Annotated in this window: 12 protein-coding genes; 11 read left to right on the forward strand and 1 reads right to left on the reverse strand. The window is 41.8% G+C overall.

Features of this window, described 5'->3' with window-relative positions; genetic code table 11:
* Window positions 1-5: 5 nt before the first annotated feature.
* From K4Z77_RS00875 to K4Z77_RS00925, 11 genes are all read left to right on the forward strand, one after another.
* Complete coding sequence (locus K4Z77_RS00875) at window positions 6-1,859, forward strand: proline--tRNA ligase (RefSeq protein ID WP_084890918.1); 1,854 nt, start codon at window positions 6-8, stop codon at window positions 1,857-1,859.
* Window positions 1,860-1,957: 98 nt separating this feature from the next.
* A complete protein-coding gene (gene bglA / locus K4Z77_RS00880) occupies window positions 1,958-3,337 on the forward strand; it encodes a 6-phospho-beta-glucosidase (protein WP_224218154.1) in 1,380 nt (459 codons plus the stop codon).
* Window positions 3,338-3,527: 190 nt separating this feature from the next.
* Entirely contained in the window at window positions 3,528-5,336 is a 1,809-nt protein-coding gene (gene glmS, locus K4Z77_RS00885) for a glutamine--fructose-6-phosphate transaminase (isomerizing) (RefSeq protein ID WP_224218155.1), read from the forward strand.
* A gap of 118 nt (window positions 5,337-5,454) precedes the next feature.
* Window positions 5,455-6,507, forward strand: coding sequence for an LLM class flavin-dependent oxidoreductase (locus K4Z77_RS00890; protein ID WP_224218156.1), 1,053 nt, complete (start codon window positions 5,455-5,457; stop codon window positions 6,505-6,507).
* 217 nt (window positions 6,508-6,724) lie between these two features.
* A complete protein-coding gene (locus K4Z77_RS00895) occupies window positions 6,725-7,732 on the forward strand; it encodes a uroporphyrinogen decarboxylase family protein (protein WP_224218157.1) in 1,008 nt (335 codons plus the stop codon).
* Window positions 7,733-7,741: 9 nt separating this feature from the next.
* Window positions 7,742-7,945, forward strand: a complete 204-nt coding sequence (locus tag K4Z77_RS00900) for a hypothetical protein (RefSeq protein WP_224218158.1) — start codon at window positions 7,742-7,744, stop codon at window positions 7,943-7,945.
* 2 nt (window positions 7,946-7,947) lie between these two features.
* Window positions 7,948-8,946 (forward strand): uroporphyrinogen decarboxylase family protein, encoded by a 999-nt coding sequence (locus tag K4Z77_RS00905; protein WP_224218159.1) that lies wholly within the window; start codon window positions 7,948-7,950, stop codon window positions 8,944-8,946.
* 11 nt (window positions 8,947-8,957) lie between these two features.
* On the forward strand, window positions 8,958-9,836 hold the full coding sequence (locus tag K4Z77_RS00910) for a transporter substrate-binding domain-containing protein (RefSeq protein ID WP_045605076.1): 879 nt from the start codon (window positions 8,958-8,960) through the stop codon (window positions 9,834-9,836).
* A 33-nt stretch (window positions 9,837-9,869) separates the two neighbouring features.
* Window positions 9,870-10,562 carry an amino acid ABC transporter permease gene (locus K4Z77_RS00915; RefSeq protein WP_224218160.1) on the forward strand — a complete coding sequence of 231 codons (693 nt, stop codon included), beginning with the start codon at window positions 9,870-9,872 and terminating at the stop codon, window positions 10,560-10,562.
* Between the two features lie 3 nt (window positions 10,563-10,565).
* A complete protein-coding gene (locus K4Z77_RS00920; RefSeq protein WP_224218161.1) occupies window positions 10,566-11,288 on the forward strand; it encodes an amino acid ABC transporter permease in 723 nt (240 codons plus the stop codon).
* Between the two features lie 9 nt (window positions 11,289-11,297).
* Window positions 11,298-12,062, forward strand: coding sequence for an amino acid ABC transporter ATP-binding protein (locus K4Z77_RS00925; RefSeq protein ID WP_224218162.1), 765 nt, complete (start codon window positions 11,298-11,300; stop codon window positions 12,060-12,062).
* A 75-nt stretch (window positions 12,063-12,137) separates the two neighbouring features.
* On the opposite strand, the gene K4Z77_RS00930 is transcribed toward K4Z77_RS00925, so the two are convergent.
* The gene (locus K4Z77_RS00930; RefSeq protein ID WP_224218163.1) at window positions 12,138-16,025 is read right to left on the reverse strand and encodes a pullulanase; all 3,888 of its coding nucleotides are present in this window, start codon (window positions 16,023-16,025) and stop codon (window positions 12,138-12,140) included.
* Between the last annotated feature and the right edge of the window lie 433 nt (window positions 16,026-16,458).

Here is a 16,458-nt window from a genome sequence, read left to right on the forward strand (position 1 = left end):
ATATTATGAAACAAAGTAAAATGCCTATCCCAACGCTTCGCGAAATGCCAAGCGATGCTCAAGTTATCAGCCATGCTCTTATGTTGCGAGCTGGTTATGTTCGTCAAGTCTCAGCAGGTGTTTATTCTTACCTACCACTTGCCAATCGTGTGATTGAAAAAGCTAAAAATATCATGCGCCAAGAATTCGACAAGATTGGTGCCGTTGAGATGTTGGCTCCAGCCCTTCTCAGTGCAGAATTGTGGCGCGAATCAGGTCGTTACGAAACTTATGGTGAGGACCTTTACAAACTAAAAAACCGTGAAAAATCAGACTTTATCCTAGGTCCAACTCACGAAGAAACCTTTACAGCTATTGTCCGTGATTCTGTTAAATCTTACAAGCAATTGCCACTTAATCTTTATCAAATTCAACCTAAGTATCGTGATGAAAAACGTCCGCGTAATGGACTTCTTCGTACACGTGAGTTTATCATGAAGGATGCTTACAGTTTCCACGCTAACTATGATAGCTTGGACAGTGTTTATGATGAGTACAAGGCTGCTTATGAGCGTATTTTCACTCGTAGTGGTTTAGATTTCAAGGCAATTATTGGTGACGGTGGAGCTATGGGTGGTAAGGACAGCCAAGAATTTATGGCCATTACACCTGCTCGTACAGACCTTGACCGCTGGGTTGTCTTGGATAAGTCAGTTGCATCATTTGACGAAATTCCTGCAGAAGTGCAAGAAGAAATCAAGGCAGAATTGCTCAAATGGATGGTCTCTGGTGAAGATACCATTGCTTACTCAAGTGAGTCTAGCTATGCGGCTAACTTGGAAATGGCAACAAATGAGTACAAACCAAGCAACCGTGTTGTTGCTGAAGAAGAAGTGACTCGTGTTGCAACGCCAGATGTTAAATCAATTGATGAAGTTGCAGCCTTCCTCAACGTTCCTGAAGAACAAACGATTAAAACCCTCTTCTACATGGCAGACGGTGAGCTTGTTGCAGCCCTTCTAGTTGGAAATGATCAGCTTAATGAAGTTAAGTTGAAAAACCACTTGGGAGCAGATTTCTTTGACGTTGCTAGCGAAGAAGAAGTGGCGAATCTTGTTCAAGCAGGATTCGGTTCACTTGGTCCAGTTGGATTGCCAGAGAATGTTAAAATTATTGCAGACCGTAAGGTGCAAGATGTTCGCAATGCAGTTGTGGGTGCTAACGAAGATGGCTACCACTTGACTGGTGTGAATCCAGGTCGTGATTTTACTGCAGAATATGTGGATATCCGTGAAGTTCGTGAGGGTGAAATTTCACCAGACGGACAAGGTGTCCTTAACTTTGCCCGTGGTATCGAAATTGGTCACATCTTCAAACTCGGCACTCGCTATTCAGCAAGCATGGGAGCAGATGTTTTGGATGAAAATGGCCGTGCTGTGCCAATCATCATGGGGTGTTACGGTATCGGTGTCAGCCGTCTCCTTTCAGCAGTTATGGAGCAACACGCTCGCCTCTTTGTTAATAAAACGCCAAAAGGTGAATACCGTTACGCTTGGGGAATCAACTTCCCTAAAGAATTGGCACCATTTGATGTGCACTTGATCACTGTCAATGTCAAGGATGAAGAAGCACAAGCCTTGACAGAAAAGCTTGAAGCAAGTTTGATGGGAGCTGGTTACGAAGTCTTGACAGATGACCGTAACGAACGTGTTGGTGTTAAATTCAGCGATAGCGACTTGATTGGATTGCCAATCCGTATCACTGTTGGGAAGAAAGCGGCCGATGGCATCGTAGAAGTTAAGATTAAAGCGACTGGTGACACCATCGAGGTTCATGCAGATAACTTGCTTGAAACGCTTGAAATCCTCAGCAAGAAATAAAAACTATAATCAGAAGAAAAACAAGGAAAAAATGTAACTAGTTTTTACCTTGTTTTTTCTGTATAATGGGAAAAATGAGTAGATAAAGAGGTAAATGTATGCTAAGATTTCCAAAGGATTTTGTCTGGGGATCCTCTACTTCTGGACCACAAACAGAAGGACGTGTAGCTGGTGACGGTAAGGGAGATAATCTCTGGGATTACTGGTTCCAAGTGGAGCCAAATCGTTACTATAATGGGATTGGTCCAGATAGAACATCAACCTTTTATGAAAACTGGGAGCAGGATATTGAGCTTTTGTTAGAGACTGGTCACACGGCCTTTCGGACTTCTATTCAGTGGTCACGGGTTTTTCCACAAGGGAGTGGAAAAGTCAACCCTCAAGGTGTGGATTTTTATCGTAAGGTTTTTGAGGCTATTAAGGCTAAAGGGATTCGTCTTTTAGTCAATCTCTATCATTTTGATCTGCCTTTTGCCCTTCAAGAGGATGGTGATGGTTGGGAAAATAAGGCGACTGTCTCAGCTTATGAAGACTATGCTCGTTTTTGTTTTGAGACTTATGGAGATTTAGTGGATCAATGGATTACCTTTAACGAGCCCATCGTTCCTGTAGAGTTTGGCTATTTTTACGATGCCCATTATCCACATAAGGTGGATGCAGAGGCGGCAGTTAAAGTAGCCTATCATACACAATTGGCCAGCAGTCGGGCGGTCAAGGCCTGTCATGAACTCTTGCCTGATGCTAAGATTGGGATTGTTTTAAACTTGACACCGACTTATCCACGTAGTCAGCATCCTGCTGATGTCAAAGCAGCTCGGATTGCGGATCTCTTTCAGGCCCAATCCTTCTTAGATCCGTCTGTTTTGGGGACTTATCCACAGGAGTTGGTAGAAATCTTGCATGAACACGGTCTCTTGCCTGATGCTACAGAGGAGGAGTTGGAGCTCATTCGTGACAATACGGTGGACTTCCTTGGTGTCAACTACTATCAACCCTTACGCGTTATGGCACCTCGATTTGCTAAGCATCCAGAGAGTCCACTCTTACCAGAACATTTTTACGAGCCTTATGTGATGCCTGGACGTAAAATCAATCCTCATCGTGGCTGGGAGATTTATGAGCAAGGGATTTATGACATTGCCCAAAATATCAAGGAAAATTATGGTAATATCGAATGGATGTTGACAGAGAATGGTATGGGGGTTGAAGGAGAGGAAAAGTTCCGTCAAGATGGAATGATTCAAGATGATTACCGTATTGACTTTGTAAAAGGTCATCTTCGTGAACTGCACCGTGCCATTGAAGATGGAGCCAACTGTAAAGGATACTTAATCTGGACCTTTATCGATTGCTGGTCATGGCTCAATAGTTATAAAAATCGCTATGGTTTGATTGAATTAGACCTGAAAACGCAAGAACGTCGTCTGAAAAAATCAGGGCACTGGTTCAAGGAACTAAGCGATAATAATGGATTTTAAAAAAGACTCTGACTAATTGTCCTAATTGGTCAGAGTTTTTTACTTACAGGAGCTTAATTTGAACTATACCAATTTTTACTCTTGACAAGTGAAAGAAACAAGTATATACTGTTTTTGCTGATTCTGCAAAGCGAGAATTAGACTATACCAATTTAAGGGGAAAGCACAGCTTGTCTGTGTCGTATATACTATGTGTGGAATTGTTGGTGTTGTTGGAAACACAAATGCAACTGATATTTTGATTCAAGGGCTTGAAAAGCTCGAATACCGTGGTTATGATTCTGCGGGAATTTTTGTCCTAGGTGGTGCTGAAAACCATTTGGTGAAGGCTGTTGGTCGTATTGCAGAATTGTCTGCTAAAACTGCTGGCGTTGAGGGGACAACTGGTATTGGACATACTCGTTGGGCCACTCACGGAAAACCAACAGAAGACAATGCTCACCCACATCGCTCTGAGACAGGACGTTTTGTATTGGTCCACAATGGGGTGATTGAGAACTACCTTGAAATCAAGGAAGAATACCTTGCAGGTCACCACTTCAAGGGACAAACAGATACAGAAATCGCTGTACACTTGATTGGAAAATTTGTTGAAGAAGACGGCATGTCAGTTCTTGAAGCCTTCAAAAAAGCTCTTCACATCATCCGTGGTTCTTATGCCTTTGCCTTGATCGACTCTGAAAATCCAGATGACATCTATGTGGCTAAGAATAAATCACCACTTTTGATTGGTCTTGGAGATGGTTACAACATGGTCTGCTCAGATGCTATGGCTATGATTCGTGAAACTAACCAATACATGGAGATCCATGACCAAGAGTTGGTTATCGTGAAAGCTGATAGTGTTGAAGTGCAAGACTATGATGGCAACAGTCGTGAGCGTGCTAGCTACACTGCAGAGCTCGACTTGTCAGATATCGGTAAGGGAACTTACCCTTACTACATGCTTAAAGAAATCGATGAGCAACCAACAGTGATGCGTAAGTTGATCCAAGCCTATACAGATGAGGCTGGTCAAGTAGTGGTTGATACAGCTATCATCAAGGCTGTTCAAGAGGCAGACCGCATCTACATTCTAGCAGCTGGGACTTCTTACCACGCAGGATTTGCTTCTAAGAAAATGTTGGAAGAATTGACAGATACGCCAGTTGAACTTGGTATCTCATCTGAGTGGGGCTACGGTATGCCACTTCTCAGCAAGAAACCACTCTTCATCTTTATCAGTCAGTCTGGTGAAACAGCGGATAGCCGTCAGGTTTTGGTTAAGGCTAATGAAATGGGAATCCCAAGCTTGACAGTGACAAACGTACCAGGTTCAACTCTTTCTCGTGAAGCTAACCATACCATGCTTCTTCATGCAGGTCCTGAAATTGCCGTGGCATCAACCAAGGCCTATACAGCGCAAATCGCAGCCCTTGCCTTCCTTGCAAAAGCAGTCGGAGAAGCAAATGGCAATGCCAAAGCGCAAGCCTTTGATTTAGTTCATGAGTTGTCAATCGTAGCTCAATCTATCGAATCAACTCTTTCAGAGAAAGAACCCATCGAAGCCAAGGTTCGTGATCTTCTTGAAATAACTCGCAACGCCTTTTATATCGGACGTGGTCAAGATTACTATGTAGCCATGGAAGCAAGTCTCAAACTTAAAGAGATTTCTTACATTCAATGTGAAGGCTTTGCGGCAGGAGAACTCAAGCACGGAACTATTGCCTTGATTGAAGAAGGAACGCCTGTTTTGGCCCTCTTGTCAGATCCAGTCCTTGCCAACCACACTCGTGGAAATATCCAAGAGGTGGCAGCCCGTGGTGCCAAAGTCCTCACTATCGCAGAAGAAAATGTTGCTAAAGAGACAGACGATATCGTCCTTACGACTGTCCACCCTTACCTCTCACCAATTTCAATGGTCGTGCCAACGCAATTAGTCGCTTACTTCGCAACACTCCACCGTGGACTTGATGTGGACAAACCGCGTAACCTTGCTAAGTCAGTAACGGTAGAATAAGCCAAAAAAGTCTAGTTATCTAGGCTTTTTCTTGTGAGCAAATTGGTTGCTTGTACTCAAGATTCGTGTTAGAATAATTTTTCAAAATGAAGGACAGAAATAGACAGGGAGTATCACAATGGTAGAATTGGGAATCTCAACATTTGGTGAAACAACGGTGCTTGAGGAGACTGGGCAAACTTACAGTCATGCCGAACGCATTCGCCAGTTGGTGTCGGAGATTGAGCTGGCTGACAAGGTTGGTTTGGATGTATATGGGATTGGTGAGCATCATCGGAAAGATTTTGCAGTATCAGCCCCAGAGATTGTCCTGGCAGCTGGGGCAGTCAATACCAAGAAAATCCGTTTGACCAGTGCAGTCAGCATTCTCTCGAGCATGGATCCGATTCGTTTGTTCCAACAGTATGCCACTATCGATGCTTTGTCAAATGGACGTGCAGAGATTATGGCCGGAAGGGGTTCTTTCACGGAATCTTTTCCCTTGTTTGGATATGATTTGAAAGACTACGAAGCCCTTTTTGATGAGAAATTAGACTTGCTCCAGTTAGTCAATGAAAAGACAAGGCTAGACTGGAAAGGGCGATTGACTCAAACAATCTCTGGCAAAGAAGTCTATCCTCGTCCAGTTCAGGACAAATTACCCTTGTGGATAGCGACAGGTGGTCATGTCGAATCAACAGTGAAGATTGCTCAGGCAGGCCTACCGATTGTCTATGCCATTATTGGTGGCAATCCACGTTATTTTAAAAAGTTGATTCAGGCTTATCGTGAGATCGGGAGCGAAGCGGGTCATGCCAGTCATGAACTAAAGGTTGGAGCCCATTCTTGGGGTTGGATTGCTGAAGATGGTGAGCAGGCTGTGAAAGATTATTTCCATCCGACCAAGCAAGTGGTGGATGCTATCTCTAAAGACCGCCCGCACTGGCAAGAATTGCGTTATAAGCAATATTTGGAGCAAGTTGGGCCAAATGGTGCTATGTTTGTGGGCAATCCAGATCAGGTGGCAGAAAAATTGATTCGCATGATTGAGGATTTAGGCTTGGACCGCTTCATGCTCCATCTACCGCTTGGTTCCATGCCTCATGAACAAGTCCTAAGAGCTATTGAACTCTTCGGAACACAAGTAGCACCCAAAGTACGGGCTTATTTTGCCATGAAAGAGGCTGAATAAAAAATCCTAATCAGGCTGATAAAAAATCTATATAACAACTATTTTAACAAAGTAAAAGACAGAAAAGAATCTCTGAAAAGCTAATAAAATCAAGCTTTCCAGAGATTTTTTTCGTTATTGATATAAACAATCCCAATCAAGTCGATAGTCAATATATATTGGGAAAATGCAAAAAGGAGTGGTAAGATGGTTTCAATCCAAATGGAAGGAGAAAAGTATGACAAGTAAAAGAGAGCTAGTTTTTAGAGCCATCCGAGGAGAAGAAGTGGAACGGGTTCCTGTAGGCTTTTGGTTTCATTTTGTAACACTGGAGGAAAAAGGGCAAGGTTTAAATAATCCACGTATCTTCCAAAAAAGTGTAGAGGGACATCGGAAGTACGTTGAAAGAATTCATCCTGACTTTGTCAAAATAATGAGTGACGGCTTTTTCATTTATCCAAGTAATGTCTATAGTCCTTTGGTTGCAAGTATTCAGGAGTTGGCTTCTATTGAGTCAATTGGTGAAAACCATCCTTGGATTCAGCAACAAGTAGAAGTGGTACAAGCTATTCGAGCAACCTTCACTGAGGACATTGCATCATTCTACAATATCTTTTCTCCGATTTCCTACTTGAAAAGGTGGTTTCGTACAGAGGCTTCTAGAGGTGATAAGGAGGTTGCAGATCTTTTTCTTGAAAATCCAGAGTTATTCAGGGAGATTTTAGACGTGATAGCAGAGGATATCGCTATCCTAACTAAAAAAATCATTCAGGATGGTGGAGCAGATGGAATCTATCTCAGTACTCAAGAAATTCAGGATGAGCGCATCACAGCAGAATTGTATCAGACCTATATTGAGCCAAGCAACATAAAGGTTTTAGAAGCTGCCAATCAGGTAGGTGGGGTAAATATCCTGCATATCTGCGGTTTCCAAGGTGCCAGTAACAATGTGACTATTTTCAAAGATTATCCAGCCCAGGTTTTCAATTGGGCAACCCACCATGAAGCAGTCAGTTTACCCCAAGGTCAGGAGCTATTTCATGGCAAAGCGGTCTTGGGTGGTTTTGAAAATGGGAAGCAGAGCATGCTTTATGGAGGTACAAAGGCTGCACTACAAGAGGAAACCAAACGCTTGTTAGCTGAGGCTGGGACTAGAGGAGTCCTTCTTGGAGCGGATTGCACGGTTCCAGATGAATTTGAATTAGAAAGATTGGACTGGATTCGTCAGGCTGCTGTTTTAAAATAGGAGGGCCTTATGAAAAGAAAAAAGTGGCTATTGGTAGGGACGGCCCTCGGCTTTATCATCTTACTTGCGTTTAGTTTTACAGAGGGACTTACTTGTAAGGAAGGGCCAAGATGTCATGGAGTTCAGGATTTTCAGAAGGGAAGTCTTCCCTTTATTCAAACCAACGATATTGCCAGTGTTTTATTAGTTGAAAAAGAAAGAAATGGAGAATAGAGATGTCAGAAAAAAGAGAATGGGTTTTAAAAGCATTTAGAGGAGAAGTGGTTGACCGTGTACCTGTAGGTTTTTGGCACCACTTTACATCAGAAGAGGAATGGTTAAAGGGATTTTCAAATCCCGTGATTATTGAAAAGAATATACAAGGTCACAAACAATTTATCCGTGAATTAAATCCCGACTTTATCAAGTTGATGAGTGATGGCTATTTTGCTTATCCAAATCCAGCTATTGCCAAAGGGCAATCACTCCAAGAGTTGGCAGAGATTCAACCTCTGGGAGAAGATCATCCGTGGATTAGAGAGCAAGTAGAGTTAGTGAAGAAAATTAAGCAGGAGTTTACGGAAGATATTGTTGCCATTTACAATATTTTTGCACCTGTGACCTACCTCAAATGGTTGCTTGGGGAAGTATCTGGTGGAGATGATCTCATTGCAGATTTCTTAGTTCAAGATCCTCAGAAATTGAAAAAAGTCCTCGATGTGATTGCGCAAGATATCGCTAGCTTGAGTCAAGCCATTATTAGAGATGCAGGAGCAGACGGTATCTATCTCAGTGTGCAAAGTATTCAGGATGCGCGTGTTTCTGTTGAAGCCTATCAGGAGATTATTGCACCGAGTGAACTGACTGTTTTAAATGCAGCTAAGTCGGTTGGTGGGGTAAATATCCTTCATATCTGTGGCTATGAAGGAGCTAGAAACGATATTCATATCTTTGCCGACTATCCAGCTCATGTTTTTAACTGGGCAGTTGGTCCAGAAGGGATTAGTTTAAAAGAAGGCTGTGAGATTTTCAAGGGGCGTACTGTTTTGGGAGGATTTGAAAATGGAAAAGAAGGTCTTCTCTATCGAGGCAGTAAGGAAGAAATCCAAGCTGAAACCAAACGATTGATAGAAGAAACAGGCAAAGAGGGCCTCATACTGGGAGCAGATTGTACCATTCCGAGCGATATTGCAGTGGAGCGTATCCAGTGGGTGAGAGAAGCATTAGCTAAATAAAGGAGAAGAATATGAGTAAGAAAACATGGATTATTGGTGGAGTTGCGGTTGTGGCAGTGCTTGGAGCAACAATTATTGGTAGAACTTTAGCAGGAGCATCTGCTAAAGGTGCGGATGCAGCTTCGTCTGGACAAGTAACAACTTTAAAAGTTGCCCATACCCAAAACTATGTCCCTTATGATTTTATTGACGAAAAAGGGGAATCAGATGGTTATGAAGTCGCTGTTTTAAAGGCGGTTGATGAAAAATTAGCAGATTATAAATTTGAGTATACTGGAACTAGTGATGATGATCTCTTGATTGGACTTGAGTCTGGCAAGTACGATATTGGAACGAAAGGTGCTTGGTATACAGATGAACGGGCTAAGAAATTCATTATTCCATCTGAACCAGTAGGAGCCAGTATTATTGGTTTTACTGTCAGAAAAGAAGATGAAGCCAAATATAAGAATATTGATGATTTCGCCAAAAACAAAGGAAAATTAGTACCCATCTCTCCTCAAAATGCTCAGTGGAATGTTATCAATAGTTATAATGAGAAACACAAGGATACACCGATTGAGTTGACAGCTGCTGAATCCTTCAAAGTGGCAGATGCTTATGCTTGGGTTTTAGAAGGACGTTATGATGCTTTCTTTGACATCAAGTTGTCTTTTGAAAAAGCAGTAACAGCAGAGGATGGTTCTTACCACCAATATGCGGACAAACTTAGCTGGTTCCCTTATAAAGGAATACCAACCTATCCATTGATTCACCGTGATGAAAAGGGTGAGAAGTTTGCGAAAGAGTATGAAAAGGCTATTAAAGAATTAAAAGAAGATGGTACTCTAGCTAAACTTTCTCAAAAATACTTTAAAGAAGATGTCTTTAGTTATGTTGATAAAGATTAGATGAGCAATCAGGCATGTTAGAAAGAGGTTTACATGGTTTCATATGATTTTTCAAGAGTGTTCCAATTTTTACCCACCTTATGGCAGGCACTTCCTATGACCTTGTCCATTCTCTTTTTTACTACAATCCTCGGTTCCCTTTTCGGTGGCTTACTGGCTTGGGCTCAAGTGGGAGAAGACAAGACTTTTGCAGGTTTTTCCAAGGCCTATATTTTCACTCTTCGCTGTACTCCTCCCATTGTCTTACTGTTTTTAGTCTTTTATGGTTTACCTGAATTTTTAAAATGGTGGCTGAATTTAGATATCAACAACTGGTCTGAAACGGTCTTCGTCTTATTTACCATGGTCTTGCTATTTGCGGCTATCATTGCAGAAGTGTTTAAGGCTTCTTATCAGGCAATTCCCAAAGGTCAGATGGAGGCTGGAGTCAGTATTGGTCTGACACCTAGTCAGACATTTTGGAGAATCATTTTTCCTCAGGCTTTTCAAGTGGCCCTTCCAAATGTGACGACCGCCATTCTAAATTTGATGCGGGACGCTGCCCTAGCCTATACGATTGGTTTTGTAGATGTCATGGGGGCTGGGAATCTCTTAATCAGTCGCAATTTGGGGAATTACTCTCTTGAAACCTATACAGCGGTTGCCATTCTTTATTGGGGTGTGGCCTTGGCTGTTTCCTTCTTGAGTCGCTTGTTAGAAAAATCTTTGGAAACGAAAGGGAGATAGGATATGGATTTAGACTATATTGCAAAAACCTTTTTAGAGACCTTAAAAGGGGTACCGACCACCTTGATTATCATGATTGTAGCCATGGTCTTAAGTTTTCTACCAGCCTTGTTTTTAGCTCTGGGACAAATATATAAAGTAAAAGGTGTTCGAACTTTCTCTCTCGTGTATCTAGCTTTTATAAGAGCAACACCTCCGATTTTGCTGATTCTTTTCTTTTATAGTTTGTTTCCGAGTTTGCTCAATCAATTTCTCAAAAGCATAGGAAGTGATGTTGACATCTTTAAACTCAATCCTATCTATTATGCTTTTATTATCTATAACCTGATGACAACAGGTAGTTTATCAGAAATCTTACGTTCGGCTATTTTGACTGTGGATAAGGGACGATTAGAAGCTGCACAAGCGATTGGTTTAACCACTAGTCAGGCTTATGTGAGGATTGTTTTTCCACAGGCCTTGCGATCAGCCCTGCCCAATCTGGCTAATCTAGTTATAAATATTGTGAAAGGAACCTCTTTGGTCTTTGTGATGACCATTAAGGATATTACAGCCATTGCCCGTGTTGAAGCGTCTTATGGTTATCAGTATTTTGAATCCTATTTTGTGATCTTTTTACAGTACATTCTTATTTGCGGGTTGATTCAATGGGGCTTTTCAATCTTAGAGAAACGCTATATTCGAAGAGAAAAGGGACAACTAGTGCCCAGTACAGGTTTAGCATAGGAGGAGACAATGTTACAAGTAGAACATATTGCAAAAAAATTTGGAGACAGACAAGTCCTGGAAGATGTTAATCTCAAGGTCAACCAAGGGGATGTGGTTGTAATATTGGGGCCATCTGGATCAGGTAAAACGACTTTTCTCAGATGTCTCAATCATTTAGAAAAGGCCGATAGTGGCTCTTTGAAGCTTGCTGATAAAGACTACGATCTTGGCAAATTGACCAAAAAAGATATTTTAGAAATTCGCCAGAAGACCGCCTTCGTTTTCCAACATTATAATTTATTCGCCAATAAAACAGCCTTGGAAAATATTTTAGAGGGTCTGGTGATTGCTCGGAAAATTCCTAAGGAAGAAGCCATCAAACGTGCGGAAGCTGCCTTAGAAAAAGTTGGTTTACTAGCTTATAAAGATTACTATCCCTCTCAGCTTTCGGGAGGCCAGCAACAACGAATCGGTATTGCGCGCGCCATCGCTGTGAAACCAGAGGTCATTTTATTGGATGAGCCAACATCGGCCTTGGATCCAGAGTTGGTAGGGGATGTTTTAGATGTTTTAAAACAGTTAGCTAAAGAAGGGGTTACTATGGTAGTAGTGACACATGAGATGGGATTTGCTAGAGATGTAGCCAACCATGTCATTTTTATGGATGGTGGGAAAATTGTTGAAGAAAATAATGCCCATGAGTTCTTTAGTCGTCCAAAAGAAGAACGAACCAAGCAATTTTTGGCACGAATACTCTCGGATGCGACCTATAGTGTAGAATATATGATTTGATAGATAGGCTTATTAGGGCAAAAATCAATCCCCCGAGCTATAATGCTTGGGGGATTTTTCTATAGGAGGGCTAGTTTAGTTCTCTTTTTTGTTTTTTAGTAAGAAACCGAGACCTAGAAGGGCGAGGAGACTAATTCCTGCAAACAGGAGTTTGTGATCTTTTTTGGTTCCTGTATTTGGAAGTTCAGCTTGTTTAGCTAGGGGTGCAGGTGTATTATCCTTGATAGAATTTTCTACCGATTCGTTTTGAACCGCCTCTTTTACAGATGCCTCTTGTGCTGGTTGTTCAGCTTGTGAATCAGTTGTAGCTTGGCTAGGTTTATGATCCTCATCCGCTACTTTTGCATCTGGTTTTGTAGAATCAGGTTTAGTTTGTGGAGCTGGAGTTTGCTGCTCAGGTTTGACTACTCGGTTTGGAATATTGTCTTGGCCGTTATTTTGACCTTGCTCTTGTGTTAAGCTAGAAAGATCAAATTCTGGTTTTTCTTCCACAACTGGGGCAACGATGGCTCCGCCTTGAGAGACTCGAAGAACAGTGGCTGTAAGGGCATTTAATTTCAAGCCTTTTTCAGTCCATTCAATCCCTTTCGGGTTGGCAATTCCGACTGGTCCTGCTTGGTTTTCATCTGCTAAAATTTCAGCATTTCTTAGATGTGCAAAGGCAGTTCCCAAGTTAAATTCGCGAGCTTTTTCGTCCGCATTGACAAAGACTGCGTAGATATCACCGTTTGGAGCAGTGATTTGGTAGCCAATTACTACATCCTCTTTTTCCACACCATTTTGACCTGGAACAGTGATGAGGTGGACACGATCCTTGATATCTTTAAGACTCTTGAGTCGGAAGGCATCTGTAGATTGACGAAGGGCAATCAACCCTTTCATATAGTCATGGCTCTTGACATTTTCAGGATATGCTTTTCTATCTGTAGCTTTAGTCCAGTCAAACTTGTTAATAGCATCACTCGAATCGTAAGAGTCATGGATGAAGTAAGGATAGTCAAATGGATTGCCGTCCTTATCACGCAACAAGTGAGATTTGTTTGGTTGTTTGTCCTCTGCTACTGGAGTCTTGTAGGCTGGATCACGGAATTGTTTGGTACGTCCATATTCCTGACCAGAGTGGATAAATGGAGTTCCTTGAGCTGTCAAGACCATGAGATTTCCAAGTCGCAAACGACGGTGGATTTCAGCATAGTTCTCGGCCTTGCTTGGGTCTTTTTTAATAGACTGAGCGATAATGTCAAAAAGGGTCAAGTTGTCATGGGCTGCGATGTATTGGATGACATCTCCAGGGCTGTCTGCTTCAAAGTTGGTTGGTTGAGCAATCAGATTTTTGAAGATAGTGTTGATATCACGCTTGCCACCTGTGATAAAGGCAGGTTGGCCTTCATTTGGATAACCAGACTTGAGGTTGTTACGGATGTCATCTGAGAAGACTGCGACAGTATCGGTATGTTTCATCCAATCTTGGTCAGCAGCTTTAGTAGGCATATTTTCATCACCAGCATAGGTTCTCCAACCTTCACCTAGCATGATGAGGTTTGGATTGAGGGCGCGTGCAGCCTTGTAAGCTTCTTCGATAGAAGCGGCATCATGGTCTCCCATCATATCGAAACGGAATCCATCAACTTTGTAGGTATCAACTAGATACTTGATAGAATCAACTAGGAGGCGTTTGGTCATATGGTGAGTTGTCCCCAAACGTCCACCACCAAAGCTAGTTCGAGGTGTTCCGTCAGCATCCATAAAGTGATAGTAGTTTGGTTCCAAATCTTCAAAGATATCGACTTTGGCTGTATGGTTATAAACTACGTCCAGGATGGCTCCCATGCCACGTTTGTGGATTTCGTTGATGAGGTTTTTAAATTCTGCGATTCGTTTTCCTGGATTCTTAGGATCGCTTGAGTACATACCAGTCAATGAGAAGTAGTTTTGAGGGTCATATCCCCAGTTGTAGTTGCTGTTGCTTGAAGCATAGTCAGATAAGCGTTCGTGGTTCTTCAACTCATTGACAAAGTAGTAAGATAAGACTGGAAGGAGCTGGATGTGGGTTACACCTAAGTTTTTGAGGTAGTCTAGTTTTTCGATAAAGGCTTCAAAAGTACCAAATGGCTTAGTCAAATCTTTTGCGATGGCAGGATCTGAAGTGAAGTCACGCACATGAGCTTCATAGATGACAGCATCTTCGCGCGATTTGAAGTTGCGAATCTTACCATAAGTCAAGTCTTGAGGTCCTAGTTTAGCTGGATCTACAAAGGCAGCTTTAGCCACTTTATGGGCATCGTCAATCTTAGCATCGTCACTATTCCAAGCAGCGAGGGATTTAGCGTAAGGATCGAGTGCAAGAACAGTTTTACCTTGACGCTCGATTTGGTATTGATAATAGTATCCAGTGAAATTTGTGATTCCTAGTTTGTTTGTGCTATCTAGAGTTTGTTTCCAAGTTCCTCTTTCCCCTTTTTCAAGAGCGACAGTTCCAACCACTTTTTCAGGGTCATTCTTGTCGTAGACAACGACAGAAACCTTATCGGCACTTGGTGACCAAAGGGTCAAATCAACTTGTTTTCCTTCTTCTTTGAGTTCAGCTCCAAGTTTACCATCATAGCTGTAAGTCTCATCTTTCAGGCGCCAGCTTGTTTTGGTAGTGAATTTGTCAGAGTTGTAGCTAACGGTATAAGGATGTTTTGTGTCAGAGAAATCTCCGCTGTAGGTCACTTTCTTGCCAGCTTCATCGATTGAGACATCAGTAATAGCTACTTTGTTTCCTAGGTGATTAGTGATGTTAGAGTGTTTGAGGATATCCTCTTTTTTGGCACCGACTAGTGTTGAAAAACTACTTTCAATGCTAGAAGTTCCTACGTGTTGGGCACCTGTCATACGGATATCGTGCACATAGTAGGGGTTGGTGTAGATGGTTTCGTCATCATCTTTTAGGAAAATTTGGCTATGATTTTTCAAATCTGTGAACTTATAATCTTCTTTACGGATTTTCACATCGTCTCCTTGTTTCTTTCTGTCTAGTAATAAAAATCCAAGATCTTTAGCTGCATCTTTGAGTGGAATATCGATATAGCGACCATATTTGCCTGTAGCCGTAAAGTCTGTTCCGTTAGGCCATTCACCACTACTTGGATTTTTCACATCTCCCCAGTACCAGAGAGATTTCTTGTCATAGTTGCCATCTGTACGATAGTAGTTGACGCGAATAGTTCCTGCAGGTTGTGGCTCGTAAGAGAAAACCTTGTGATCTTGGTCCAACCAAGCCTCATTCATCTTTGGTGCCAGTTTTTCTACCGATTTATCGCCGGTTAGATTTTTCCCAGCTGTATTGTTGATGAGGAAGCTAATTTTCTTGGCTTGTTCTCCCTTTAATTTGACATCTAGGTAGTAGCCGTAGTCATCTTTTTTGGCATCCTTGAAGGACAAGGCTCCGTTAGGCCAGTTCTCAGAAGGTTTTTCAACATCGTCCCAAGTCCATAGTCCTTGAGCATCCTTGTTTTCTTCAGGAAGCTTTTTGACATGGATACGGAAGTAGTTGTCTTCTATTGGCTCTTCTGCCTTAGTTTCAGTCGTTACTGGACTCGTAGAAGTAGTTGTCTCACTTGAACGATCTTGTCCAGTTTGTGGTGCTGAATCGGCTGGGCTTGCAACAGGAGTTGTTGGCTCTGTTGCAGGTTTTTCTTCTGTTTTCTCTAGGGAAGCGTTTGCATTATTAGGTGAAGAAAAATCGCTTTCTTTCTTACCAGAGCTCGTTGCTGTATCAGTAAGAGGTTGGGCAAGGGCAGTAGTAGTTTCACTATTACTTGCGTTAGTGGTTGTAGTATTTTCGTTGGCTGAGATAGTTGGTGTAGCCATGGCAAGTAGGACAAGGCTTGCTCCAATAAGGACAGAACCAGTTCCATTTTTGAGGGAACGGATGCTGTAGACCATTTTTTTCTCAGTTTGAGCTGGTGTTTTTCTCATGATGATTCTCCAATCAATAAATTTCTATATCAGTATAGCATGTAGTAAAATAATATGCAAGCGTTTTCTCGAAATTAAAATAAAAGAAAATCGCAACAGGTTTTGCTACGATTTAGCCAGTATTTCTTATAGGAAAAGATTTTGTCAAAAAATCGTTAATCCCCTTGAAAAATCTAGCTAAATAGGGTATAATATGAGTAATCATTTGTCGTAGGTTTTGTCTGAAATATTGTCCAGACAAGGCTCACAGCAGTTAAATCTTCTGAAAAAGTCAGATTTAGCTGCTCTTTTTGTGCTTTTTTTTCAGGATTTTGAGTACTTGTAACAAAGACTTAAAGATTCTGAAAATTTATCAAAGGGACACGGTGATAGGGGTTTTACAACCATATGACGATTAGAAAGCCTGATTGACAAGGCTTGGAACTTATTTACA

The sequence above is a fragment of the Streptococcus mitis subsp. hohhotensis genome (assembly GCF_020089495.2).
GTDB classification, from domain to species: domain Bacteria; phylum Bacillota; class Bacilli; order Lactobacillales; family Streptococcaceae; genus Streptococcus; species Streptococcus hohhotensis.